The 25,343-nt window shown below is 73.4% G+C and carries 20 protein-coding genes; 12 read left to right on the forward strand and 8 right to left on the reverse strand.

Features of this window, described 5'->3' with window-relative positions; genetic code table 11:
• The first annotated feature begins 85 nt into the window (after nucleotides 1–85).
• The 3 genes from GL259_RS14280 (at nucleotide 86) to GL259_RS14290 (ending at nucleotide 2,695) form a co-directional block, all read left to right on the forward strand.
• A complete protein-coding gene (locus GL259_RS14280; RefSeq protein ID WP_159532746.1) occupies nucleotides 86–1,480 on the forward strand; it encodes an amino acid permease in 1,395 nt (464 codons plus the stop codon).
• Nucleotides 1,481–1,620: 140 nt separating this feature from the next.
• Entirely contained in the window at nucleotides 1,621–2,268 is a 648-nt protein-coding gene (locus GL259_RS14285; protein ID WP_159532748.1) for a superoxide dismutase, read from the forward strand.
• A gap of 184 nt (nucleotides 2,269–2,452) precedes the next feature.
• Nucleotides 2,453–2,695 carry a hypothetical protein gene (locus GL259_RS14290; RefSeq protein WP_159532750.1) on the forward strand — a complete coding sequence of 81 codons (243 nt, stop codon included), beginning with the start codon at nucleotides 2,453–2,455 and terminating at the stop codon, nucleotides 2,693–2,695.
• A 4-nt stretch (nucleotides 2,696–2,699) separates the two neighbouring features.
• Here GL259_RS14290 and GL259_RS14295 read toward each other — a convergent pair whose 3' ends face one another.
• Nucleotides 2,700–3,347 (reverse strand): DsbA family protein, encoded by a 648-nt coding sequence (locus tag GL259_RS14295; protein WP_159532752.1) that lies wholly within the window; start codon nucleotides 3,345–3,347, stop codon nucleotides 2,700–2,702.
• A gap of 138 nt (nucleotides 3,348–3,485) precedes the next feature.
• Here GL259_RS14295 and pepN (GL259_RS14300) point away from each other — a divergent pair, with 138 nt between their 5' ends.
• Together pepN (GL259_RS14300) and GL259_RS14305 are read left to right on the forward strand one after the other, a co-directional pair.
• Nucleotides 3,486–6,062 (forward strand): aminopeptidase N, encoded by a 2,577-nt coding sequence (gene pepN / locus GL259_RS14300; RefSeq protein WP_159532754.1) that lies wholly within the window; start codon nucleotides 3,486–3,488, stop codon nucleotides 6,060–6,062.
• A 300-nt stretch (nucleotides 6,063–6,362) separates the two neighbouring features.
• Entirely contained in the window at nucleotides 6,363–7,451 is a 1,089-nt protein-coding gene (locus GL259_RS14305; RefSeq protein ID WP_166461492.1) for a hypothetical protein, read from the forward strand.
• A gap of 84 nt (nucleotides 7,452–7,535) precedes the next feature.
• Here GL259_RS14305 and GL259_RS14310 read toward each other — a convergent pair whose 3' ends face one another.
• The 5 genes from GL259_RS14310 to GL259_RS14330 all read right to left on the reverse strand — a co-directional run bounded on the left by GL259_RS14310 (nucleotide 7,536) and on the right by GL259_RS14330 (nucleotide 12,621).
• Nucleotides 7,536–8,723, reverse strand: coding sequence for a serine hydrolase domain-containing protein (locus GL259_RS14310; RefSeq protein ID WP_159532759.1), 1,188 nt, complete (start codon nucleotides 8,721–8,723; stop codon nucleotides 7,536–7,538).
• A 93-nt stretch (nucleotides 8,724–8,816) separates the two neighbouring features.
• A complete protein-coding gene (locus GL259_RS14315) occupies nucleotides 8,817–10,577 on the reverse strand; it encodes a TIGR03767 family metallophosphoesterase (RefSeq protein WP_159532761.1) in 1,761 nt (586 codons plus the stop codon).
• A 230-nt stretch (nucleotides 10,578–10,807) separates the two neighbouring features.
• The gene (locus GL259_RS14320) at nucleotides 10,808–11,266 is read right to left on the reverse strand and encodes an NUDIX hydrolase (RefSeq protein ID WP_243762301.1); all 459 of its coding nucleotides are present in this window, start codon (nucleotides 11,264–11,266) and stop codon (nucleotides 10,808–10,810) included.
• 9 nt (nucleotides 11,267–11,275) lie between these two features.
• Nucleotides 11,276–12,175 carry a pyridoxamine 5'-phosphate oxidase family protein gene (locus GL259_RS14325; protein WP_159532763.1) on the reverse strand — a complete coding sequence of 300 codons (900 nt, stop codon included), beginning with the start codon at nucleotides 12,173–12,175 and terminating at the stop codon, nucleotides 11,276–11,278.
• A gap of 2 nt (nucleotides 12,176–12,177) precedes the next feature.
• Entirely contained in the window at nucleotides 12,178–12,621 is a 444-nt protein-coding gene (locus GL259_RS14330; RefSeq protein ID WP_159532765.1) for a VOC family protein, read from the reverse strand.
• Nucleotides 12,622–12,747: 126 nt separating this feature from the next.
• On the opposite strand from GL259_RS14330, the gene GL259_RS14335 reads away from it, so the two are divergent.
• Entirely contained in the window at nucleotides 12,748–13,296 is a 549-nt protein-coding gene (locus GL259_RS14335) for a CGNR zinc finger domain-containing protein (protein ID WP_159532767.1), read from the forward strand.
• A 242-nt stretch (nucleotides 13,297–13,538) separates the two neighbouring features.
• The gene (locus GL259_RS14340) at nucleotides 13,539–16,850 is read left to right on the forward strand and encodes a S8 family serine peptidase (RefSeq protein WP_159532769.1); all 3,312 of its coding nucleotides are present in this window, start codon (nucleotides 13,539–13,541) and stop codon (nucleotides 16,848–16,850) included.
• A 79-nt stretch (nucleotides 16,851–16,929) separates the two neighbouring features.
• Here the strand turns inward: GL259_RS14340 and GL259_RS14345 are convergent, their stop codons facing one another.
• Nucleotides 16,930–17,796 (reverse strand): hypothetical protein, encoded by an 867-nt coding sequence (locus tag GL259_RS14345; protein ID WP_159532771.1) that lies wholly within the window; start codon nucleotides 17,794–17,796, stop codon nucleotides 16,930–16,932.
• A 1-nt stretch (nucleotide 17,797) separates the two neighbouring features.
• Entirely contained in the window at nucleotides 17,798–18,331 is a 534-nt protein-coding gene (locus tag GL259_RS14350) for a sigma-70 family RNA polymerase sigma factor (RefSeq protein WP_159538639.1), read from the reverse strand.
• A gap of 333 nt (nucleotides 18,332–18,664) precedes the next feature.
• On the opposite strand from GL259_RS14350, the gene GL259_RS14355 reads away from it, so the two are divergent.
• From GL259_RS14355 to GL259_RS14375, 5 genes are all read left to right on the forward strand, one after another.
• The gene (locus tag GL259_RS14355; RefSeq protein ID WP_159532773.1) at nucleotides 18,665–19,684 is read left to right on the forward strand and encodes an aspartate-semialdehyde dehydrogenase; all 1,020 of its coding nucleotides are present in this window, start codon (nucleotides 18,665–18,667) and stop codon (nucleotides 19,682–19,684) included.
• A 134-nt stretch (nucleotides 19,685–19,818) separates the two neighbouring features.
• Nucleotides 19,819–21,048: a TerD family protein gene (locus GL259_RS14360; protein ID WP_159532775.1), complete on the forward strand. Its 1,230-nt coding sequence runs from the start codon at nucleotides 19,819–19,821 to the stop codon at nucleotides 21,046–21,048.
• A gap of 149 nt (nucleotides 21,049–21,197) precedes the next feature.
• Nucleotides 21,198–23,771, forward strand: coding sequence for an aminopeptidase N (pepN, locus tag GL259_RS14365; protein WP_159532777.1), 2,574 nt, complete (start codon nucleotides 21,198–21,200; stop codon nucleotides 23,769–23,771).
• Between the two features lie 619 nt (nucleotides 23,772–24,390).
• Nucleotides 24,391–24,879, forward strand: a complete 489-nt coding sequence (locus GL259_RS14370) for a TetR/AcrR family transcriptional regulator (RefSeq protein WP_159532779.1) — start codon at nucleotides 24,391–24,393, stop codon at nucleotides 24,877–24,879.
• 1 nt (nucleotide 24,880) lies between these two features.
• A complete protein-coding gene (locus GL259_RS14375) occupies nucleotides 24,881–25,246 on the forward strand; it encodes a hypothetical protein (protein WP_159532781.1) in 366 nt (121 codons plus the stop codon).
• The last annotated feature ends 97 nt before the right edge of the window (nucleotides 25,247–25,343 follow it).

A 25,343-nucleotide genomic window follows, 5' to 3' on the forward strand; every position in this document is an offset into this window, starting at 1 on the left:
ATGGCGGACGTCCACATGCTGGGCGGCCCCTCCGCGGGGGCGCGGGGGCCGCCCAGACTGGGTGACGTTTTTGTCGTCTCCCGCATTGGACGAGCGCGCCCATGCCCACGACCTCCGTCCAGACGCCCCCGAGGCGGACGGCGTCTCCCTCTCCCACGGCCTGAAGCAGCGCCACCTGTCGATGATCGCCCTCGGCGGCGTGATCGGTGCGGGCCTGTTCGTGGGCTCCGGCGCGGGGATCGCCGCCGCCGGTCCCTCGATCGTCCTCGCCTACGCCCTCTCCGGCCTCCTGGTGATGCTGGTGATGCGGATGCTGGGCGAGATGTCGGCCGCGTACCCCTCGTCGGGTTCCTTCTCGGCGCACGCCGAGCGGGCGATCGGCCCCTGGGCCGGCTTCACCGCCGGCTGGTCGTTCTGGGTGCTGCTGTGCACGGCGGTCGGCCTGGAGGGCATCGGCGCCGCGAAGATCGTCACCGGCTGGCTGCCGGGCACCCCCGAGTGGGCGTGGGTGGCCCTGTTCATGGTCGTGTTCTGCGGGACGAACCTCGCGGCGGTGAAGAACTTCGGCGAGTTCGAGTTCTGGTTCGCGGCCCTGAAGGTCGGCGCGATCACCCTCTTCCTCGTCCTCGGCGCGCTGGCCGTCGCGGGCCTGCTGCCCGGCACGGACTCCCCGGGCGCCTCCCACCTCACCGACTTCCTCCCCAACGGCGGCGAGGGCCTGGTGATCGGCCTGCTCGCGTCCGTCTTCGCTTACGGCGGCCTGGAGACGGTGACCATCGCGGCGGCCGAGTCGGAGGATCCGGTCAAGGGCGTGGCGAGCGCGGTCCGCACGGCGATGTGGCGGATCGCGCTGTTCTACGTCGGCTCGATGGCGGTCATCGTCACCCTGGTGCCGTGGGACTCCCCGGCGGTGGTCGAGGACGGCCCCTACGTCGCCGCCCTGGACCGCCTCGGCATCCCGGGCGCCGGCCAGCTCATGAACGTCGTGGTGCTGGTGGCGCTGCTGTCCGCGATGAACGCCAACATCTACGGCGCCTCGCGCATCGGCTACTCGCTGGTGGAGCGGGGCCAAGGACCGAAGGCCCTCGGCCGGGTCTCGGGCGGGGTGCCGCGGACCGCCGTGCTGGCCTCCTCCGTCTTCGGCTTCCTGTGCGTGCTGCTGAGCTACTGGCGGCCCGACGACGTCTTCTCCTGGCTGCTGAACATGATCGGCGCGGTGATCCTGGTCGTCTGGATCTTCATCGCCGTCTCGCAGCTGCGGCTGCGCCGCCGGCTGGAGCGCGAGGCCCCCGAGAGGCTGGTCGTGCGGATGTGGGCGTTCCCGTGGCTGACGTGGGTGGCGCTGGCCGGCATGGTGGCGGTCTTCGTCCTCATGGCCCGGGAGCCGGACACGCGCGTGCAGCTGTACTCGACGGGCGGGATGACGCTGGTCCTGGCGGCGGTGGGATACGCCTGGCAGCGGGCGCGCGCCCGGAGCTGACCCCTCCTCCGTCGCGGCGACGGCCCTCGCGTGGACACGCGGGGGCCGTTTTGCGTGCGCCGGGCCTGCGCCGGACCTCTTCTGCTGTTAGCGTGCAGTTGCAAGTCAATTGCAATAAGAGGTTCGGAGGGGACCCCGCCATGCCCGTCTACACGCTGCCCGACCTGCCGTACGACTACTCCGCACTCGCCCCCGTGATCAGCCCCGAGATCGTCGAGCTGCACCACGACAAGCACCACGCGGCCTACGTGAAGGGCGCCAACGACACGCTGGAGCAGCTGGCCGAGGCGCGGGAGACGGAGGCGTGGGGCTCGGTCAACGGGCTGGAGAAGAACCTCGCGTTCCACCTCTCCGGGCACATCCTGCACTCGATCTACTGGCAGAACATGACGGGCCCGAAGGAGGGCGGCGGGGAGCCGCTGGCCCAGGACGGCGCGGGCGAGCTGGCGGACGCCATCACGGAGTCGTTCGGCTCCTTCGCCGGCTTCAGGGCGCAGCTGTCCAAGGCCGCCGCGACCACCCAGGGCTCGGGCTGGGGCGTGCTGGCGTACGAGCCGCTGAGCGGGCGGCTGATCGTCGAGCAGGTATACGACCACCAGGGCAACGTCGGCCAGGGCGCGACCCCGATCCTGGTCTTCGACGCCTGGGAGCACGCCTTCTACCTGCAGTACAGGAACCAGAAGGCGGACTTCGTCGAGGCGATGTGGCAGGTCGTGAACTGGCAGGACGTGGCGAGGCGCCACGAGGCCGCCAGGTCCCGCACGAACGTGCTGCTGCTCGCCCCCTGAGCACCCGGAGCGCCCTGAGCTCCCGGACCACCGGAAGCGCCCGGAGCACCCGGAGCGCCGTGAAGCGCCCTGCCCCGTGATCGTCTTCTCACCGTTCACCCGGCAGGCGGAAAATGGGAAGCCCCCGCGAGGACGTGACTCGCGGGGGCTTCCGGTATGCGGCGGTCCGGGGCAGAGTGTCGCAATGGCGACACAGAGGACGATGAAGGACTACTGCTGGACCTGCGGCGCGGACCAGCAGCACCGCCAGCTGAACAAGAAGGAGGAGGACTGGCTGAAGGAACGGCTGGGCCGGGCCGGCGTGGGCGAGTTCTGGCTCTGCGTGAACGTGCTGGACCCGGACACCGGCAAGCAGTGCCGCAACCTGCGCACGGGGTTCAACAAGAAGCCCTTCGCCGAGCCCATCAAGGTCCCCGTCCTGGACTGACCCGTCACAGGTTGCTGAAGTCCGGGCCCTTCGTCCGGGTGCGCTTGATCTCGTAGAAGCCGGGCACGGAGGCCACCGCGAGGGTGCCGTCCCACAGGCGGGCGGCCTCCTCGCCCTTGGGGGCCGGGGTGACGACCGGGCCGAAGAAGGCGATCTGCTCGCCGTCGGCGCCGGGAACCGCGATGACCGGGGTGCCGACGTCCTGGCCGACCTTGTCGATGCCCTCCTGGTGGGAGGCGCGCAGCTCGGCCTCGTACGGGGTGGAGTCCCAGTGCTCCATGAGGGACTCGGGCAGACCGACGTCCTTCAGCGCGGCGGCGACCGTCTCCTTCCCCGGCCCCTCGCCCTGGTTGTGGATGCGGGTGCCGAGCGCGGTGTAGAGGTCGCCGAGCACCTCGGCGCCGTGCTCCTGCCGGGCCGCGATGACCACCCGGACCGGCCCCCAGGCCTTGGTCTCGAGCATGTCGCGGTACTCCTCGGGAAGCTCGTCGAGCTTGTCCTCGTTGAGGACGGCGAGGCTCATCACGTGCCAGCGGACCTCGACGTTCCGCACCTTCTCCACCTCCAGCATCCAGCGGGAGGTCATCCAGGCCCAGGGGCACAGCGGGTCGAACCAGAAGTCGACGGGCGTGGCGGGAGACTTGTCCGACATGTCGCTCCTCATGAGGGAAGGGTTTCTCCGTGGGAACGCCGCGTCTCCTTCCTGCCATTCCCGGCTGCCCCGTGTCAGGTGCGCATGGCAGGATCGGTCCTGATCATTCCTGTCGACGACGCCTGAGGAGTGCCGCCCGTGCCCGGTGAGAATCTGACCCGCGACGAGGCCCGGGAGCGGGCCGCCCTGCTGTCCGTCGACGGGTACGAGGTGTCCCTCGACCTGCGTTCGGCGGTCGGCGAGGCCCACGGTGACGGTCCCCGCACCTTCCGCTCCGTCACCACGATCCGGTTCCGCTGCGCCGAGCCGGGGGCGGGCAGCTTCGCGGACCTGATCGCGCCGAGCGTGACGGCCGTCTCCCTCAACGGGCGGGACCTCGACCCCGGTGAGGTCTTCGACGGCACCCGGATCCTGCTGGAGGACCTGGCCGCCGACAACGAACTCGTCGTCGACGCCCAGTGCGCCTACTCCCGCACCGGCGAGGGCATGCACCGCTTCGTCGACCCCGAGGACGGCGAGGTGTACCTGTACACCCAGTACGAGCCGGCCGACTCCCGCCGGGTCTTCGCGGGCTTCGAGCAGCCCGACCTCAAGGCCCCGTTCCGCTTCGAGGTGCGGGCGCCCGAGGGCTGGACGGTGTGGAGCAACGGCGCGGGCGAACTCACCGACGGCGTCTGGCGGTTTGCGGAGACCAAGCCGATCTCGACGTACATCACGTGCGTGGTGGCGGGCCCGTACCACTACGTGACGGACGCCTACGAGCGGGTCCTCGAGGACGGCACCCGCCTGCGGATCCCGCTCGGCGCGATGTGCCGCAAGGGCCTCGCGCCGCACTTCGACGCCGACGACGTCTTCCTGGTGACCAAGCAGGGCCTGGACTTCTTCCACGACCACTTCGACTACCCGTACCCGTTCGGGAAGTACGACCAGGCGTTCGTGCCCGAGTACAACCTGGGCGCGATGGAGAACCCGGGGATGGTGACCTTCCGCGAGGAGTTCATCTTCCGGGGCAAGGTGACGCGGGCGTCCTACGAGGGCCGCGCCAACGTGATCCTGCACGAGATGGCGCACATGTGGTTCGGCGACCTGGTCACCATGGAGTGGTGGGACGACCTGTGGCTGAAGGAGTCCTTCGCCGACTTCATGGGCGCGTTCTCGCTGGTCGGCGCGACCCGCTTCACCGACGGCTGGATCACCTTCGCCAACCGCCGCAAGGCGTGGGCCTACCGCGCGGACCAGCTGCCCTCCACGCACCCGATCACCGCGGACATCCGCGACCTGCAGGACGCCAAGCTGAACTTCGACGGCATCACCTACGCCAAGGGCGCCTCGGTGCTCAAGCAGCTGGTGGCGTACGTCGGCCAGGACGCGTTCCTGGAGGGCGCCCGGCGCTACTTCAAGCGCCACGCGTACGGCAACACCCGCCTCGGCGACCTGCTGTCGGCGCTGGAGGAGACCAGCGGACGGGACATGACCGCCTGGTCGCGCTCCTGGCTGCAGACGGCCGGCGTCAACTCCCTCACCCCGCAGGTGCTGCTGACCGCCGGCGGCCGGATCGACGAGCTGGCGATCGTGCAGGAGGCCGCCGAGTCGCACCCCGAGCTGCGACCGCACCGGGTGGCGGTGGGCCTGTACCGGCGCACGGACACCGGCGCCCTGGAGCGGTACGCGCGCGCCGAGGCGGACGTCGACGGCGCCCGCACGGTCGTGACGGAACTGACCGGGGCCGAGGCGCCCGAGCTGGTGCTGGTCAACGACGACGACCTGACCTACTGCAAGATCCGCTTCGACGAGACCTCGCTGGCCACGCTGCGCGAGCACCTGGGCGCGCTGACCGACCCCCTCGCGCGCGCCCTGTGCTGGTCGGCGCTGTGGAACCTGACCCGGGACGCGCTGCTGCCCGCGCGGGACTTCATCGACCTGGTGGTGCGGTTCGCCGGGCGCGAGTCGGACATCGGGGTGCTCCAGATGCTGCACGCCTGGGCCGAGTCGGCGCTCGTCCACTACGCGGCGCCCGGGTGGCGGGAGCGGGGCGGTGCGCTGCTCGCCGAGTGCGCGGAGCGCGAGCTGTACGACGCCGAGCCGGGCAGCGAGCACCAGCTGGCGTGGGCGCGCTTCTTCGCCCGGACGGCCGGGGAACCGGCGGGTCTCGGTCTGCTGACGGGTCTGCTGGACGGCACGTCGGCCGTCGAGGGACTGGTGGTCGACCAGGAGCTGCGCTGGGCGTTCCTGGAGCCGCTGGCCGCGCACGGGATCGCGGACGAGAAGGCCCTGGCCGAGGAGCTGGCCCGGGACGACACCGCCTCCGGCAAGCGGCACCAGGTCCGCTGTCTGGCCGCCCGCCCGTCGGCGGAGGTCAAGGCGCAGTGCTGGGCGCAGGTCGTGGAGTCGGACGCGCTGTCCAACGCGCTGGTGGAGGCGACCATCTCGGGCTTCGCCCAGTCCTCGCAGCGGGAGCTGCTCGCGCCGTACGCGCAGAAGTACTTCGCGGCGATCGAGCGGGTGTGGACCGAGCGGTCGATCCAGATCGGCATGGACGTGGTGCGGGGCCTGTTCCCCGCGCTGCAGGACTCGCAGGCGACGCTGGACGCGACGGACGCGTGGCTCGCGGCCCACGAGGACGCGGCCCCGGCGCTGCGCCGGCTGGTCCTGGAGGCCCGGGACGACCTGGCGCGGGCGCTGCGCGGGCAGGCGTGCGACGCTGCGGCGGGCTGAGCCGGCCCCCGGCCCGCCCCTGAGGCCGCACCCGCGACGGGCCCTCCCCGGGGTCTGCCCGTGACGGGCCCGCCCCCGGGACCTCCCCGTGACGGACGCGGCCCCGGGGCGTTTCCGCGACGGGACGCCCGCAGCCGTTGCCGAACCCGGGCACGACGGCCGTGACCCCTGGTCCCCACCTGCACGGACCAGGGGTTTTCGGTACCCGAACACATGTCCTTTAGTACGGCCTTGTCCCCGTTTGTCGACGGACGTGTAACAAGGGTTCAAAGGGGCTCCGGACGCGGGAAATTGCCGGGCATGAACCACAACACCCCGCTCTCCCCCCGCCCCCTGCACCACCTCGCCGACGGCGGCCGCCGCGTGCTGACCACCGCCCAGCTCCGCACGCACGGCGTGTCGGCCGCGCAGGCCACCGAGCAGTGCCGCCCCGGCGGCCCCTGGCAGCAGCTCCTGCCCGGGGTCGTCCTGCTCCACCCCGGCCCGCCGACCGGCGAGGAGCGACTGCACGCGGTGCTGATGTACGCGGCGCGGGAGCGGACCGTGGGCGTCCCCGTCCAGCCCGGCGCGGACGCGCCACCCGCACCGCCCTACGGGGAGGCGATGATCACCGGGCTGGCCGCGCTGGCCCTGCACGGCTTCTCCTGCGCTCCCCCACTGTCCTCGCTGGACACCCTCGACGTCCTGGTCCCGCGCCTGCGCCGGCTGCGCTCGGCGGGGTGCGCCCGCATCGTGCGCGCCCCCGACCTGCCCACGCCGGTGCGGGTCCCGGTCCCCCGGGCCCTCGACCCCGTTCACGCGGAGGACGCCACCGTCCCGGTGGCGCCGGTCACGCGCGCGCTGGCCGACGCGGTGGCGGGCCTGAAGGACGCGGACACGGTGCGCCTGCTGCTGACGGAGGCGGTGCGCGGCGGCCACTGCGAGCCGGCCGCGGTGGTGCGGGAGCTGACCCGGGCGCGGCTGCTGAACCGGCCGCACGTGGTGGACGCGGTGGACTCGCTGCTGGCCGAGGGCCGGGCGATGGCGGAGTCCCGGCTGTACCGGATGGTGCGCGACCACGGCCTGCCGGACCCGGTGTGGAACGTCGACCTGCGCCTGCCGGGCGGTCCCCACCTCGGGGGTCTGGACGCGTACTGGCCGGAGCAGGCGGTGGCGCTGGAACTGGACACCCGGGCGCCGCGCCCGGGCGGGCGGCCCGCCGACGACGCCCAGTGGTCGGAGTACGCCCGCAAGCGCGAGCTCCTGGAGCACCTCGGCATCACGGTCGTCCACATCACTCCGCGGGGGCTCCGGGACGCGATGGAGCAGCAGGCGACGGTGGTCCGCACGGCCCTGATGGCCTCGGCCGACCGCGATCCGGCGGCGTACGTCGTGGTGCTGCCCCGGTAGTGCGGCGCCGCGGCGGCAGCCGGGGGGGGGCGCAGGGGCCGCCGGTGGCCGGCGGCCCCTGCCCCGTGCGCGCGGGCACGGGTGTCAGCCGCCGCAGAACTCGGCGTCGACGACCGCCTCGGTGTCCCCCGACCAGTCTCCGTTGAAGTTGAACGCCAGCCCGCGCCGGCCGTCCTTCGTGACGGCGGCCTCGGACAGCGAGCCGTGGATGCCGCCGCCGTGGCCCCAGACGGTCACGCCGCAGCTCAGCGTGGTGCTCGCCAGGCCCAGCCCGTAGGCGTGGGTGGCGTCCGTGGGCACCGTGGTGGTCATCTCCTCCAGCTGCTCCGCGGGGAGCAGCCGGCCCGTCAGCAGGGCCCGGTAGAAGCGGTCGAGGTCCTTGGAGTCGGAGATCATCTCGCCCGCCGAGTGGGCGAGGGAGGGGTTGAGGCGCGTGACGTCGTACGTGGGGCCCGTCGCGGTCCGCGCCAGCTTGGAGTAGGCGCGGCTGCTGGGGCCGGGCACGAGGACGCGGGTGCCGGGCACCGAGGTGGCGGTCAGGCGCAGGGGGTCGATGATGCGCCGGCGGACCTCCTGGCCGTAGGGGCGGCCGGTGGCCTTCTCGATCACCATGCCGGCCAGGACGTAGTTGGTGTTGGAGTAGTTCCAGGAGGTGCCGGGCTCGAAGTACGGCTCGTGGGCCAGGGCGATCCGCACCAGCCGCTCCGGGGTCAGGGTGTCGTAGCGGTGCTCGAGGAAGCCGTCCCTCAGGAAGTACGTGCGGCCGAAGTCCTCGTCCTCCGTGTAGCTGAAGACGCCGCTGGTGTGGTTCAGCAGCTGCCTCAGGGTGATCCGGGTGCCGTCGTGGCCGTTGCCGGTGATCAGGCCGGGCAGCCAGGTGTCGACGGTGTCGTCCAGGGACAGCCTGCCCTCCGCCTCCAGTTGCAGCAGCACTGTCGCCACGAAGGTCTTGGTGATGCTGCCGACCCGGTAGCGGTCGCGCGGGGAGCGCTCCCGCTGCGTGCGCAGGTCGCCCACTCCGGCGGTCGCCGACCAGGTGCCCCGCCCGTCCCGCGCCGTCGCCGTCACCCCGGGCACGCCGGCGGCGACCGCGGCCTCCATCGCCCGGCGGGTCGCCCGGTGGTCGCCGGTGCCGGTGGCGCCGGCGGTGGTGTTCCCCGTTCCGGCTCCGGGTCCCGCGGGCGCCGCCGCGGCGGGGGCCGCCAGGGCCGCCGAGAGGACCACCGCCACCGCCGCCGTCGCCACCGCCGCCGTCCGTGTGCGCATCCGCATGATCGTGTCTCCCCTGCTCGTCGGGCGTGGTCGCGGGGAGGGACCGCACGGGGGCCGGCGGGGTTGCCGCCGGCCGCCGCGGTTGGCCCGGTTTCAGCCCTTCCTCAGCAGCAGCTCCGTGTTGCGGTCCTCGGGGTCGCCGGCCAGGTCCGTACGGGCCCCGGGGGCGTTGAGGGAGAGCTCGCGGTAGAGGGAGGCGAGTCCGGTCCGGGAGAGGTCGGTGAAGTCGGTGCGGGAGGGGGCGGCGGACTCGACGAGGGTGGTGAAGAGGGAGAGCGTGCCGTCGTTGTTGTCCACCAGTTCGACGACCCGGGCCAGTTGCGGGAAGTCGACGTGGGAGGCGGTGGATATCTCCCAGAAGGAGCCGCCGGGCCCGGTGTGCGGGGTGACGGCGTTGCGGTGGATGTGGCCGTTGACCCAGGCCACCACGTTGCGGTGGCGGCCGAGGAGGGCGGCGACCTCCTCGCCGGTGTGGCGCCGTTCGCCGGGGCGGGCGGGGTCGGGATGGGTGTTGGTCATCGTCGTGCTGGTGTGGTGACTGAAGACGATCGCGTAGGAGTCCTCGTGGGTCCGCAGCGTGCGCTCCAGCCAGCGCAGCTGGGCCGTGCCGAGGGAGCCCGCGTAGTGGCCGCCCGGGTCGGTGGTGTCGAGGCTGACGCCGATGACGCCGTCGGCGATGCGGAAGGCGTAGTACTGGGTGCCCTCGTCGAGGTTGGCGGCGGAGTAGCCGTGGCCCACCGGGCCGAGGCCCCGGAAGCGGGGGTCCAGGTGGGCCCGGAGGTAGTCGGCGGGGGTGAACGTGGCCCGCTTCTCGTCGGGGGTGACCGGGCGCATGGCGCGGGAGTGGGCCCGCAGGAACTCGCCGTAGCGCACGCCCCGGGGATCGGTGGCCTTCTTGATGGCCTGCTGGAGCCGGTGCGCCTCGGCCGCCGGCACGTCCATCAGCTTCCTCCCGCCGACCGCCAGGTCGGTGAGGCGGGAGTCGCCGTGGGAGGCGTAGCAGCCGAGCGGCATCGAGTCGTGGTTGCCGACGGTGGAGTACCAGGGCAGGTTGAGGCCGGGGCTGTCGACCTGGCGGACGGCCGCCTCGAGGAAGCCGTCCAGGCGCGGGAAGCCGAGCTGCTTGTCGGTGTCGCGGACGGCGGTGTCGGGCTGCCAGTACTGCTTCAGGCCGCTGTTCTGGACGCCCTCGTAGTGGCGCGGGTCCCCGGTGTTGGGGGTGACGCGGCCCCCGCTCATCACCGTCAGGAACCACTCCAGTTCGGAGCGGGCGTTGTTGTCGGTGTTGTCGCCGGTGGTCATCGCGAAGTGCAGCGGGGAGCCGGTGGCGGGGGCGCCGCGCAGCGCGTTGACCCGCTCCACCAGGGAGATCGCCCCGTGCACGGTCAGCGCCTCCTGGGGCCGCCAGGCGTGCGGGTCGGCCGAGCGCAGGTACTCCAGCCGCAGCGGGTGCTGGGCGTCGATGATGTGCAGGTCGGTGAGTTGCACGAACGCGGTGAGCGCCGTGCGGCGGTCGGCGCGGCCGGAGCGGGGCCCGGCGAGCTCACCGCGCACCACCCGCCCCCAGCCCGGCCCGTCCCCGAGGCGGCGGTAGCCTCCGGCGCCGCGCGGGACGGCCGTGCCGGCGAGGGTGGTGCCGCGCGTGTAGGGGGCGAGCGGGGCGGCCGGCGCCTGCCGCGAGGAGGCGAGCACGGCCTCCCCGGCGCCGGTGCCGGAGGTCGCGGCGGCGGCCCGGCCGTCCCCGGGCCGCAGGGCGTAGCCGGCGCCGGCGGAGAGGGCCACCGCTCCGGTGGCGGCGAGGAGGGAGCGGCGGTGGAGTCCAGTGGGGCCGGCGACTGGGCGTAGGCGCGGCATGCGCGTGTCTCCCCGGGTGCGAACGCGTCGACAGTGGTCGCGGCGCGCCCGTCGGGCGGGCGCACCGCTCGTACTGGATGCTTGGCACCGGGAGTGACCTGTGTGTGAACGAGGCGGCAACGCGCAACGCCGATCGCCGTACGTGGATCTTCGACCACCCCGCGTGTCCCCGGCCGCTCCCGTGCCGGTCCGGAGGCGGTCGCTCTGCGTTCATCTCGCGGGGTAGGGGGTCATCCCTCCGCGAGCTCCACCCGCCCCGCCGCGGGCCGCTCCCGCCACAGGCGCAGCGCGATGTCGACCATGCGGACCCGGACCAGCCCCGGGACGGCGTCCAGGGGCTGCCAGGCGGCCAGGTCGGTGGAGCCGCCGACCTCGTTGCGCAGCTCCCCGCCGGTGATCCGGCCCTCGTAGACCAGCCGTACGCCGTGGTGGTCGACGGCGCGCCCGAGGCGGGCGGGGAAGGCGCGGCGGGTGGAGTCGACGCCGAGCAGTCCGGTGACCTCGATGCGGTACCCGGTCTCCTCCTCGACCTCCCGCCGCACGGTGTCGTAGGGATCCTCGCCGTGCTCCATGCCCCCGCCCGGCAGCACCCACTCGGGGATGCCTCCGGGGCCCGGTGACCGGGCGAGCAGGAGCTGTCCGTCGCGCACCACCACGGCGTAGGCCGCCACCCTCAACTTCTTCCTCACGCGGGGACGTTAACCCGGTGGCGACGGATTGGCAGGCGAGTAGGCGGGGGCGGACCAGCGCAGCGGCACGGCGCGCGGGGTGTCCAGGACCTGCGTGACGGTGAAGCGGACCCGGCGCTCCCCGTCGGGCGCGAACTCGGTGCGCGCCTCGCCGGTGAGCCGGAGGGCCGCCCCCGTCGTCCAGTCCAGGAAGAGCAGGCCCGCCCGCGGGTCCGCGGCCAGGTTGCCGAGCGTCAGGAACATGGCGTTGCCCGGGTAGTCGCGCCAGGTCAGCTCGGTCGGTGAGGGGGCGCGGACGAAGCCGGGGTTGCCGCCCCGGTGGCTGGCGTCGGCGCCGTCCTCGTGGACGGTGGCGATGAAGAAGGTGTCGGCCGCCTCCACGAACGCCCGCTGGTCGTCCGTCAGTGCGCGCCCGCGCCGGGGGGCGCCCGGCTCACGGCCGGCGACCACCTCGTAGGAGTCCCGTTTCTGCAGGTACTTGGGGCAGTTGGCGAACACCCGGTCCGCCTCGACGGCGAAGCCCCGGGAGGTCGGGCGGAGCCGGCCGTCCAGACGCATGCGGCGGCGGGTGCGCGGGTCCAGGGCGAGGGTGCCGACGGCGGTCCCCTCGGTGGCGAGTGCCGTCGCCAGCGGGTCGTCCGGGTGCGGTCCGCCGGTGACCGACATCCGCCGCGGGCCCGTGGCCCGCACGAAGCCGGGGGTCCCGGTGAGCGGGGAGGCCCAGACCCCGCCGGTCTCCGGGGCGGCGGCGCCGACCACCAGCAGCGGCTGGAGCTCCAGGAAGGCCGCCGCGACCGGTTTGATGCCGTGCCCGATGGACCGCCCGACGTGGTCGGCGCTCCCGCGCACGCCCACGCGGTCCTGCACGGCGCGCGACCCCGCGTGGTACACCTCCGTGGTCGTCTCCACGGCTAGAAGAAACCGCAGGTCGGGACGGAGCCGTAGGGCGCCGGGGCGCCTTCGGCGCCGGTCGGCGCCGAGATCTCCAGGCGAATTCCGTCCGGGTCGTGGAAGAAGATGCCGCCGGACGCCGCGCCCTCGGCGTGGGCGACCACGCCCTCGTGGGCGAAGTCGGTGCCGTGGGCCCGCAGGGCCTCCTCGTACTCCCTGACCCGTTCGATCGAGTCCACCTCGAAGGCGAGGTGGTGCAGTCCGGCACGGGTGCCGTCGTACGGGCTCCGCGCCTGCTGCCAGAGCGCGAGCACGAGCCTCTCGCCGTCGCCCAGGAGCGCGAAGCGCCGGCCGTCCTCCTTGCCCTCGCCGATCGTGACGAAGCCGAGGACGTCGCGGTAGAAGGCGAGCGAGCGGTCGAGGTCGGTGACGTTCAGGCCGGTGTGGCCGGTGCGCAGGGTCATGGGTGTCCCTTCGTCGGGCCCCGCGGAAGGAGCGGGGCTAACCGTTGAAATGGACTTTAGAGGTTAGAGATGGCGCGCGTCAACCGGTCACGTACCCTTGACCGGTTAGTACGGAAGGGAGCCCCCATGTCCGACCCGGACCACGTCGACCCGCGCCCGCTCACCGGGGAGCCGCTCGCGCTCGACCTGCTCAACACGCGCTGGGTGAGCGACGGGGCCCCGCAGGACCTGCTCACCGGCACCGACGGGCTCGCGGTGTGGCTGCGCGCCAACGAGCTGGACGGGCGCTTCGCCGCGGACGCGGCGACCCTGCGCCACGTCCTGCAGGCCCGGGACGCCCTGAAGGAGGCGGTGGACGGGGAGCCGGAGCGGGGCGCGCGGGCCGTCGACGCCGTCCTCGCGCACGGGCGGATCCGGGCCACGCTCACCGCGGACGGACCGGGCGAGCGGCCCGAGTTCGACGACGCCTCCTGGGGGCCGGCCTGGCTCGCCGCCCGCGACTACCTCCGGCTGCTCGCCCTCGCGCCCGACCGGATCCGCGGCTGCGCCCACGAGGCGTGCGTCCTGCACTTCTTCGACACCTCGCGCAACGGCACGCGCCGCTGGTGCTCCATGGCGGCCTGCGGCAACCGCGCGAAGGCCTCGCGCCACTACGCGCGCACGAAGGACGCCTGACGGGCGGACCGCCCGCCACCCCGGCGCCGCCCTGGGCGACTTGCCCCCTTCGGGGGGTCATCTCCCCAAAAGGGCATCGGGGGTTTTCCCCATGCATCCATTTCGATTCGGTCAACCTTCCCCAAACACCAGTCCCTTGCGTAAGGCTCGGCGCTCGTCCGGGATCGCGTTCCGGACCGTAGCGGCCAGGGCCGATCGGTTCCGGTCGCTCCACGATCGTTCCTTACCTCCAAGGGATGCCGATGACCCACACCCCCCAGCGCGACCCGATATCGGGTACGAGACGCGTGGCCCGCATCGCCGTGGCCGCCGGTCTCGTCGCCGCGCTCTCCGCGGCCGGGCCGATACCCCTGGCCCTCGCCGCCGACGCGCCGTCCGCCGCGCCCGTCGACGGTGACGTCAAGTCCGCGCACCGGAAGCTCGGTCCGGACGACGCCGACCTGCTCGCCGAGGCCAAGGCCGACGGCGCCAAGCACGTCACGATGATGATCGCCACCGCGCCCGGGAAGACCGAGCAGGTCGCCGGGCAGCTGGACGCGGTCAAGGGCGGTTCGGTCGGCCGGACGCACGACGAGCTCGGCTACGTCCGCGCCACCGTCCCCACCGCCAAGGCGGACTCGGCCATCGCCGCCGCCGCCGCGCTCTCCTCCGTGCACGGCATCGACCTGCGCGAGGAGATCCCGCTGGACGACCCGACGCCGGGCGCGGACACCGCGAAGCGGGCGGGGAGCGAGGGCACCGCCGCCTACCCTGCCCCCGGGAAGCGGACCCCCGCGGAGAACCCGTACAACCCGTCCTTCGAGACCGGCGCCGTCGAGTTCGTCGAGGACAACCCGAAGGCGGACGGCCGCGGCGTCACCATCGGCATCCTCGACTCGGGCGTGGACCTCGGCCACCCGGCGCTGCAGAGGACCACCACCGGCGAGCGCAAGATCGTCGACTGGGTGACGGCGACCGACCCGATCGTGGACAGCGACCGGACCTGGCGCCCGATGGTCTCCTCCGTCTCCGGTCCCGCCTTCACCTACAACGGCAGGACCTGGCGGGCCCCGGCGGGCGACTACCGGATCAGCACCTTCCTGGAGTCCTACACCGCCGGCGGCGACGCGGCCGGTGACGCCAACCGCGACGGCGACACCACCGACTCCTGGGGCGTGCTCTACGACGCGGCGGCCGGCACGGTCCGCGTCGACCTGAACAACAACCAGGACTTCGGCGACGACACCCCGATGAAGCCGTACAAGGACGGCTTCCAGATCGGGTACTTCGGCACCGACGACCCGGCCACCGACGTCGCCGAGCGCCAGCCGTTCGTCGTGGAGATCCGCGAGGACGTCCCGATGGACCCCTACGGCGGCGACTGGGCCGGCAAGACGGCCGACTTCGTCAACATCGGCGTCATCGAGGGCTCGCACGGCTCGCACGTCGCCGGCATCACCGCCGCCCACGGCCTGTTCGGCGGGAAGATGAACGGCGCCGCCCCCGGCGCGAAGATCGTCTCCTCCCGCGCCTGCACCTGGACCGGCGGCTGCACCAACGTCGCGCTCACCGAGGGCATGATCGACCTCGTCGCCAACCGCGGCGTCGACATCGTCAACATGTCCATCGGCGGTCTGCCGGCGCTGAACGACGGCAACAACGCCCGCGCCGAGCTCTACACCCGCCTGATCGACACCTACGGCGTCCAGCTGGTGATCTCCGCGGGCAACTCCGGCCCCGGCGCCAACACCATCGGCGACCCGGCGCTGGCCGACAAGGTCATCTCGGTCGGCGCGTCCGTCTCCAAGGAGACCTGGGCCGCCAACTACGGCTCCGTGGTGGAGAAGGACTACGCCATGATGCCGTTCTCCTCGCGCGGTCCGCGCGAGGACGGCGGCTTCGCGCCGACGCTGGTCGCGCCCGGCGCCGCGATCAACACCATCCAGACCTGGATCCCGGGCGCCCCGGTCGCCGAGGCGGGCTACGCCCTCCCGGCCGGTTACGGCATGCTCCAGGGCACCTCGATGGCCTCCCCGCAGGCCGCCGGCGCCGCCGCGCTGCTGCTGTCGGCCGCGAAGCAGAGGGGCATCGACCTCCCGCCCGCGACGCTGCGCACCGCCCTCACCTCCACCGCCGAGCACATCGGCGGCGTGCAGGCCTACGAGGAGGGCGCCGGCCTCATCGACATCGAGGACGCCTGGGACGAGATCCGCGACGGCGCCACCGCGCACACGTACACGGTGAAGGCGCCGGTCGACACCGCGATCGACCAGTTCCTGAAGACGCCCGGCTTCGGCACCGGCCTCTACGACCGCGAGGGCGGCCTGAAGGCCGGCCAGAAGAAGACGTACGACGTCACGATCACCCGTACGTCCGGTCCCGACCGCGCGGTCCGGCACGAGCTCGACATCGAGAACAACGCCGGCCGCACCTTCCGCATCGTCGGCGACGACGACGTCTCGCTGCCGCTGAACAAGCCGGTCACCGTCAAGGTCCAGGCCGCGCCCGGCTCGGCCGGCATCAAGAGCGCGATCCTCGAGGTCGACGACCCGCGCACCGAGGGCGTGGACCGGCAGGTCCTGAGCACCGTGGTCGTCTCCGCCCCGCTGAAGCACACCTTCTCCGCCTCGGGGTCGGTGCAGCGCAACAGCCACACCTCCTACTTCGTCACCGTGCCCGAGGGCGCGAAGACGCTGGAGGTGGCGATGAGCGGGCTGAAGGACAAGAGCCAGACCCGGTTCGTCTCCATCCACCCGTACGGCGTCCCGGCCGACCCGACGTCGACGGTCAACTGCTACCCGAACTACAACAACCCCGCCAACACCTGCCGCCCCGACCTGCGCGCGTACGACAACCCGCAGCCGGGCGTCTGGGAGATCGAGGTCGAGTCGCGCCGCACCTCGCCGCTGCTCGACAACCCGTACAAGCTCGACGTCGCCGTCCTCGGCGCGGCCTTCGACCCGGAGACCGTGACCGTGCCCGAGGCGAAGGTCGGCACCCCGGCCACCGCCTCCTGGAAGGTGACGAACCGGTTCGCCGCCCTGGACGGCAAGCTGGTGGGCGGCCCGCTCGGCTCGGCCAAGACCGACCGGCCGGCGATCGCGACGGGTGAGACGCACACCACCACGGTGGAGGTGCCCGAGGGCGCCGAGTCGCTCGACGTGGCCATCGGCAACGTCTCCGACGCCTCCGCCGACCTGGACCTGACGGTCTACGACCAGGACGGCAACCAGGTCGCCCAGGCCGCCGACGGCGACTCGGAGGAGTCGGTCTCCCTCGCCTCCCCGGCCGCCGGCACGTACACGGTGGAGGTCGTGGGCTACTCCGTCCCGGCCGGTTCCACGGACTACGACTACCGGGACGTGTTCTTCGCCGCCTCCCTCGGCGAGGTCACCGTCGACGGCTCCGCGCCGGTGAAGCTCGGCACGGGCGACTCGGCCACCGTCTCCGGCCGGGTCACCGCCGCCGCGGCGGCTCCCGAGGGCCGTGCGTTCTTCGGGCGGGTCCAGCTGGTCAACGCGCGCGGCACGGTCGCGGGCGTCGGCAGCGTGGCGATCGAGAAGGTCGTTCCGTAAGGAGCGGCCGGCACGAGGGGGCGGGCGTCCGTACGGGCGCCCGCCCCCTCCGCCGTTCGCCGCCGTCGGCCGCCGCCGCTCAGCCGCAGGTCAGGGTGCGCGACTCGGGGAGCGCGGCGGTGATCCGGGACCGCTCGGGGGCGATGTCCTCCTCCCCGACGATCACCGTGTCCGGGCGGTCGCCCTCGAGGGGCAGGCCGACCATCACCCGGTCGCCCTCGCCCAGGCGGGGCTGTCCGGCCGGGTCCAGCACGAAGGCGACCCGGCGGTCGTCCTGCGTGCCCTTGTAGGCGCGGGACACCCGGAGCGTGATCCGTTCCCGGCCGGCGCCCGGCACCGGCTCCACCGCCAGGACGACGCCCTCGGCGACGAGGCGGGTGCAGGCGAGGTGGCCGGGGCTGCCGAACGCGGCACCGTCCGCCCGTTCGCCGGCCGCGGCGTCCGACGCCGCCTTGCTGTCCGCCGCGCCGGACGCTCCCCCGCCCTGCGCCACGAGCCAGCCGCCCATGCCCACGACCAGGGTGGCGGCGGCCGCCGCGGCGAGCGCGCCGAGGGCCGTCCGCAGGGGGCGGCGGGCGCGGTGCGGACCACGAGGACCGCGCGGGCCGCCGGGAGGCGCGGAGCGGGACCGCAGCGGCGGGCGGCCGGCCGCCGCACCGCTCCCGGGGTCCGCGCCCTCCGGGGAGCGTCCCTCCGTCCCCGTCGGGGCCGCCGGGGCGGCGTCCCCGGCCCCGGCGGGGGCGTCCCCGGCCGGGGCGGCGAGCGCGTCCCCGATCAGCGCCAGCCGCTCCCGCAGCACCTCCAGGTCGGCGACGGCGGCACCGTGCGCGGCCAGGAACGCCGGGTCCCGCCGGGCCCGCGCGGGCGGCGGCTCGTCGAGGAGGGCGGCCATCAGGGCGTCCATGCCGTCGTACTCGGGTTCCCGGTCGTCGTCGTGGGCGGCCACGTCACACCACCTCGTCCTCGTGCAGGCGGACGCGCAGGGCCCGTACCGCCGTGTGCAGCCTGCTCTTGACCGTGCCCTCCGGAACGCCGAGCTGCTCGGCTATGGAGCGCACCGGCAGATCGGCGTAGAAGCGCAGCACGACGACCTGGCGCTGGGCGTCGGGCAGCTCGTCCAGGCCGCGGGCGACGGCGAGGGAGAGCAGGCTGGTCTCCTCACCGGAGGGGGACTCCGCCGGGCGCAGCGAGGCGAGGCGCTCGCCCAGCCGCTCCTGGCGGCGCTTGGCCCGGTGCCAGTCCATGGCGAGGTTGGAGGCGACCACCGCCGCCCACGCCGAGACGTCCCGCGGCGCCTCACGGCCGCTCGCGGCGCGTTCCAGCAGCCGCAGGCGGACCTGCTGCACCCCGTCCGGCAGGTCCGCCTGCGGTACGCCGCCCAGTGCGAGCACCGCCCGCACCCGGCGCTCCTGCGCCGCGTCCAGCGGGTCGTCGTCGGCGACGTACGCCCCCCGGCCGCGCCGGGTCCTTCCGCGCAGCACCCGCCACCCCCTCACGCTGTTTCCCCTACGACGCCGCTGCCGCCCGGAACGTTCACCCGGGTTCCGCGGAGTCCGCCGAGGCGTATGTCACATCGTCGTGTGACCGGGGGCGGGCCGGGCAGGTGACCTTGCGGTCCACGACCCCCGGAGACTGAATTCCTGCAGTTCAGGGGGGTGAAGGCCGAAGGTCCGCAACCGGCGGTCGCTCCCGGTCCGTCCCACTTCGCGGGCGGAGCCGGCAAAGAATTGGACAGGCGGGCCGTGGTCGGCCGCATGATGGAAGAGCCTCCGCCAGGCAATCGGACACGTATCAGGACGCAGTAGGGAGTCGCCGTGAGGGTCGGAATCGTCGGAGCCACCGGTCAGGTGGGCACGGTCATGCGCAGGATCCTCAAGGAGCGGAACTTCCCGGTCACCGAGCTGCGCCTGTTCGCCTCGGCCCGCTCGGCGGGCACGGAGCTGGACGGCGTGACGGTGGAGGACGCGTCCACCGCCGACTACACCGGCCTGGACATCGTGCTGTTCTCCGCGGGCGGCGCCACCTCCCGGGCGCTGGCCGAGAAGGTCGCCGCGCAGGGCGCGGTCGTGATCGACAACTCCTCCGCCTGGCGCAAGGACCCCGAGGTCCCCCTCGTCGTCTCCGAGGTGAACCCGCACGCGATCGCGAACCGCCCCAAGGGCATCATCGCCAACCCGAACTGCACGACGATGGCCGCGATGCCGGTCCTGCGCCCGCTGCACGCGGAGGCGGGCCTGGAGGCCCTGGTCGTCGCCACGTACCAGGCGGTGTCGGGCTCCGGCCTCGCGGGCGTCGCGGAGCTGCACGGCCAGACCCAGAAGGTCGTCGCCGACGCCGACAAGCTCACCCACGACGGTGAGGCCGTGGACTTCCCCGAGCCCGGCGTCTACAAGCGCCCCATCGCCTTCAACGTGCTGCCCTTCGCCGGCAACCTCGTCGACGACGGCCTGAACGAGACCGACGAGGAGCAGAAGCTCCGCAACGAGTCCCGCAAGATCCTGGAGATCCCCGACCTCAAGGTCTCCGGCACCTGCGTGCGCGTCCCGGTCTTCTCCGGCCACTCCCTCCAGGTCAACGCCCGCTTCGCCCGCCCGATCAGCGCCGAGCGCGCGACCGAGCTGCTGGCGCACGCCCCCGGCGTCGTCCTCACCGACATCCCGACCCCGCTGCAGGCCGCCGGCAAGGACCCGTCCTACGTGGGCCGCATCCGCCGCGACGAGACCGTGGACAACGGCCTCGCGCTGTTCATCTCCAACGACAACCTCCGCAAGGGCGCGGCGCTGAACGCCGTGCAGATCGCGGAGCTGGTGGCGGCGGAGCTCACCGCCGCCTAGGACACCGCGCGCAGGACCCTTCCGCGGGGCGGTCACCCGGTGCCGGGTGACCGCCCCGTCCCGCTTGGTGCCCCCTCGTTGTGGAGTGCGGCAATCCGCCCCGCCGTCCGTGCCGCCCGTGTGAAGATCGCGCCATGACGCAGATGGTGAAGGGCGGCAACCTGCCCGTTCCCGCAGCCGCCCTCCAGGTGGCGGTGACCTGGCAGCAGGGCCCCGGAGTGCCGGACGTGGACGTCTCGGCCCTGCTGCTCGACGCGACGGGCCGGGTCCGCTCGGACGCCGACCTCGTCTTCTACAACCAGCCGGCCCACCCGTCGGGGACCGTGCGCCACCTGGGCAAGGGCCAGGGGGCCGGCGGCGCGAGCGCCGACTGGCTGTGGCTGGACCTCGCGGCCGTGGAACCCGGCGTGGACCGGGTCGTGGTGGCCGCCTCCGCCGACGCCGGAACGTTCGGGCAGGTGCCGCTGCTGGACGTCCGGGTCGGTCTGCCGGACGGGCAGCCGGTCGCGTCCTTCGCGATCGGGGACGCCTCGGCGGAGACCGCCTTCGTCTTCGGCGAGTTCTACCGCAGGAACGGCGGCTGGAAGTTCCGCGCGGTGGGTCAGGGCTACGCCTCGGGGCTGGCCGGGCTCGCGACGGACTTCGGGATCACGGTCGCCGAGGACCCGCAGCCGGTGCCCGTCGCCGCGCCCGCGCCCTTCCCCGCCGCCCCGCCGCCCCCCGGTGCCGCTCCGGCCCCTCACACCTCTCCCGTTCCTCCCGCCTCCCCGGCCCCGCCCGCCGGCCGGCTGGCGTCCGAGCTGGCGCTCTCCTTCCCGCCGTTCGTGCACCAGGCCTCGGGCAAGCAGCGCGTCACCTGTCCGCCGCACCTGCCGTCCGGCGTCCGGGTGGTCGTCGAGATCGAGTGCCGGGACAGCATCTCGGTGCACATCGACTCCTGCGACGCGTACGGCCGCTCCGACCAGAACCTGCTGTCGGCGTACACGGACGAGGTCCACGCCCGTACGTTCGCCACCGTCCCGGGGGACCGCCCGCTGTCCCTGCTGGTGCGCGCCGACACGCCCTGGACGCTGCGGGTGCTGCCGCTCTCCCACGCCCGGCGCCTGGTGCACGGCCTCGACGGCAGGGGGCCGGACCTGCTGGTGTACGAGGGCCCCGCGGGCGTGCTGTCCTTCGCGCACCAGGGCGAGAGCAACTTCGCCGTCTGGCACTACTTCACCTCGCCCGACCCCGAGTGGCAGGAGGAGGACGAGGACCTCCTCGTCAACGAGATCGGCCGCCTCGACCTGCTGGCCCCCGTCCAGGCACCCGGCGTGCTGCGGATCGAGGCCGACGGCCCGTGGCGCGCCGGGGTGGGCGGCTGAGGAGGCGGGCCCCCTCGGGCCCGCACGGGGTCCGGGCCGCCCCGGGTCGGCCGACACAGGGGTATCCCCATGACTCGCCGTCGTCGTCGCCCGATCCCGATGTCCCGTGGAAGGATGACGCAACCCACACATATCGAGGAGATGACCGCGTGCCTGGCACAAACCTGACCCGCGAAGAGGCGCAGCAGCGGGCGAAGCTGCTGGCTGTTGACTCGTACGAGATCGAGCTCGATCTCTCCGGCGCGCAGGAGGGCGGCACCTACCGGTCCGTGACCACGGTGCGCTTCGACGTCGCCGAGGACGGCGCGGAGTCCTTCATCGACCTGGTGGCCCCCACCGTGCACGAGGTGACCCTCAACGGGGACGCCCTCGACCCCGCCGAGGTCTTCGCGGACTCCCGCATCGCCCTGCCCGGCCTGCTGAAGGGCCGCAACGTCCTGAGGGTGAACGCCGAGTGCGCGTACACCAATACGGGTGAAGGCCTGCACAGGTTCGTCGACCCGGTCGACGACCAGGCGTACCTGTACACCCAGTTCGAGGTGCCGGACGCCCGCCGCGTCTTCGCGAGCTTCGAGCAGCCGGACCTGAAGGCTACGTTCCAGTTCACCGTGAAGGCGCCGCAGGGCTGGACCGTCATCTCCAACTCGCCGACGCCCGAGCCCCAGGAGAACGTCTGGGTGTTCGAGCCGACGCCGCGCATCTCGACGTACATCACGGCGCTGATCGTCGGCCCGTACCACAGCGTCCACAGCGTGTACGAGAAGGACGGCCGGTCCGTCCCGCTCGGCATCTACTGCCGCCCCTCGCTGGCCGAGTACCTGGACTCGGACGCGATCTTCGAGGTCACCCGCCAGGGCTTCGACTGGTTCCAGGAGAAGTTCGACTACGCGTACCCGTTCGCGAAGTACGACCAGCTGTTCGTGCCGGAGTTCAACGCGGGCGCGATGGAGAACGCGGGCGCGGTGACCATCCGCGACCAGTACGTCTTCCGCTCCAAGGTGACGGACGCGGCGTACGAGGTGCGGGCGGAGACCATCCTGCACGAGCTGGCCCACATGTGGTTCGGCGACCTGGTCACCATGGAGTGGTGGAACGACCTGTGGCTGAACGAGTCGTTCGCCACGTACACCTCGATCGCCTGCCAGGCCGCCGCCCCCGGCTCGCGCTGGCCGCACTCGTGGACCACCTTCGCGAACTCGATGAAGACCTGGGCCTACCGCCAGGACCAGCTGCCGTCCACCCACCCGATCATGGCCGACATCCGTGACCTGGACGACGTGCTGGTCAACTTCGACGGCATCACGTACGCCAAGGGCGCGTCCGTGCTCAAGCAGCTCGTCGCCTACGTCGGCGAGGACGCGTTCTTCCGGGGCGTGCAGGCCTACTTCAAGCGCCACGCGTTCGGCAACACCCGCCTGTCCGACCTGCTGGGCGCCCTGGAGGAGACCTCCGGCCGCGACCTGAGGACGTGGTCGAAGAAGTGGCTGGAGACGGCCGGCATCAACGTCCTGCGCCCCGAGATCGAGACGGACGCCGAGGGCGTCATCACCTCCTTCGCCATCCGCCAGGAGGCCCCGGCGCTCCCCGCGGGCGCCAAGGGCGAGCCGACGCTGCGCCCGCACCGGATCGCGGTCGGCGCCTACGACCTCGACGCGGACGGCAAGCTGGTGCGCGGCGAGCGCGTCGAGCTGGACGTGGACGGCGAGCTGACCGCCGTACCGCAGCTGGTCGGCAAGCGCCGCCCGGCGGTGGTGCTCCTCAACGACGACGACCTGTCGTACGCCAAGGTCCGCCTGGACGAGCGGTCGCTCGCCGTCGTCACCGAGCACCTCGGCGACTTCGCGGAGTCCCTGCCCCGCGCCCTGTGCTGGGCCTCGGCCTGGGACATGACCCGGGACGCGGAACTCGCCACCCGCGACTACCTCTCCCTCGTCCTGTCGGGCATCGGCAAGGAGTCCGACATCGGCGTCGTGCAGTCCCTGCACCGCCAGGTGAAGCTGGCGATCGACCTGTACGCCGACCCCGCCGCCCGCGAGACCCTGCTGGCCCGCTGGACCGAGGCCACGCTGGCCCACCTGCGGTCCGCCGAGCCGGGCAGCGACCACCAGCTGGCGTGGGCGCGTGCGTTCGCGGCGACGGCCCGCACGCCGGAGCAGCTGGACCTGCTGGAGGGCCTGCTGGCCGGTACGCAGACCGTCGAGGGCCTGGCCGTGGACACGGAGCTGCGCTGGACGTTCGTGCAGCGGCTGGCGGCGGTGGGCCGGTTCGACGAGGCCGAGATCGCGGGCGAGTACGAGCGGGACAAGACCGCGGCCGGCGAGCGCCACGCCGCCACCGCCCGTGCCGCCCGCCCGACGCCGGAGGCCAAGGCGGAGGCGTGGGCGTCGGTCGTCGAGTCCGACAAGCTGCCGAACGCCGTCCAGGAGGCGGTCATCGCCGGCTTCGTCCAGACCGACCAGCGCGAGCTGCTGGCGCCGTACACGGACCGGTACTTCGAGGTGCTCAAGGACGTCTGGGAGTCCCGCTCGCACGAGATCGCCCAGCAGATCGCGGTCGGCCTCTACCCGACGGTCCAGGTCTCCGGCGAGACCCTGGACAAGACGGACGCCTGGCTGGCCTCCGCCGAGCCGAACGCGGCCCTGCGCCGCCTGGTCTCCGAGTCCCGCGCGGGCGTGGAACGCGCCCTGCGCGCCCAGGCGGCCGACGCGGCGGCGTCCGAGTAACCGACCCCCGTACCACCCGTACGGCCCAAGGGGCGCCCGGCACCACGCCGGGCGCCCTTCTCGTTCCCCGAGGACGTCGACGGAGGCGGTGAGGGGAGGGGGGTCCGCCGCCGGATCCGTCTGGCGCACTCCCCCACCGACCGCAAACCGCCGGGACAGCCCGGCGCACCACCACCCACCCGCCGCGCGCACCACGCCACCCCCACCCGCCGACAGCCGCCGAGACGACCCGGCGTGCAGGCGAGACGCGACCGCGCACCGCCGGCCCCGGCCGACCCGCGCAGCCGACGGCAGACCGTCAGCACGCCTCGGCCGCCCGGTCCTCCCCCGGCCGCCCGCTCGCTTCTCCCCCGTGCTGGAGCGGGCCGGGTCAAGGGTGGCCCGGAGGGCCATCGCCGCAGGCGACGCGGAGCGACAGCGCAGCGCCCTCGACGCGGGTCGCGGAAGCACGACCCTGGCCGGGAAGCGGGCGGCCCCACGGCCACTCGTGCACACCGGCCGCGCGCACGCCCCCGCCAGCGGGCCGGGAGCACCGAGGAATTCGTCCGGCGCCCCCCAGCGCCCGTATAAGAACGATCGTTCTTGACCGATCGTTCTCTAATCCCATACGGTCATGGACATGGGACGACCGCGCGCCTTCGACACCGACCGGGCCATCGGAGCCGCGGCCGCCCTCTTCGCCACCCACGGCTACGAGGGCACCTCGGTGGACGACCTGGTCGCCGCCACCGGTGTCCACCGGGGCAGCCTCTACAAGGTCTTCGGCTCCAAGCGGAGCCTGCACCTGACCGCCCTGCGCCACCACCTCGACCACGAGATCCACCCGACCGCCGCCGCCATCGCCACCCTCACCGACCCCGAGCAGGCACTGACGACGGCCATCGCCTCGTACGACAACGGCCCGGCCGCCGGACTCCTCCTCCTCGCCGCCGCCGAACGCGCCCCGCACGACCCGGAGGTCGCCGCGCTCGTCGCGGAAGGCATCACCGCGCTGGAAGAGGCCCTGCGGCCCTCCCACGGCGACGCCGCCCCCCAACTCGCCTCGACCGTCCTCGGCGCCCGCCTGCGCCTGCGCGCCGGCCGCCCGATCACCCGCAAGGAGCACTGACATGGCCCTGGTCTCCATCGACCGCGAACGCAGCCTGCTGACCGTCGAGTTCCAGGGTCTCGACAAGCTCTGGACCCTCAAGAGCCGCCTGGAGATCCCCCTCGCCCACGTGCGGGGCGCCACCCACGACCCCGGTATCGCCCGCGAACCGAAGGGCCTCCGCGTCGGCGGCACCCACTTCCCCGGCGTCATCACCGCCGGCCGCTTCCGCCGCGACGGCGAACGCCTCTTCCGGGACGTGAAGAACCCGGACAAGGCCGTCGTCATCGAGCTCGCCGACGCCGAGACCTACGACCGTCTCGTCGTCGAGGTCGACGACCCCCGCGCCACCGTCGCCCTCGTCGAGCGGTCCGTCGTCCGCGGCTGACCCGCCCGGCCTCCGGGCCCGGCGGCGCGACCGTCCCGCCCGGGCCTCCCGGACGACTCCCCGGCACGGACCGCCGGTTCCTCGGCGCGGACCGCTG

The sequence above is a fragment of the Streptomyces sp. Tu 3180 genome (assembly GCF_009852415.1).
Classification (GTDB): Bacteria; Actinomycetota; Actinomycetes; order Streptomycetales; family Streptomycetaceae; genus Streptomyces.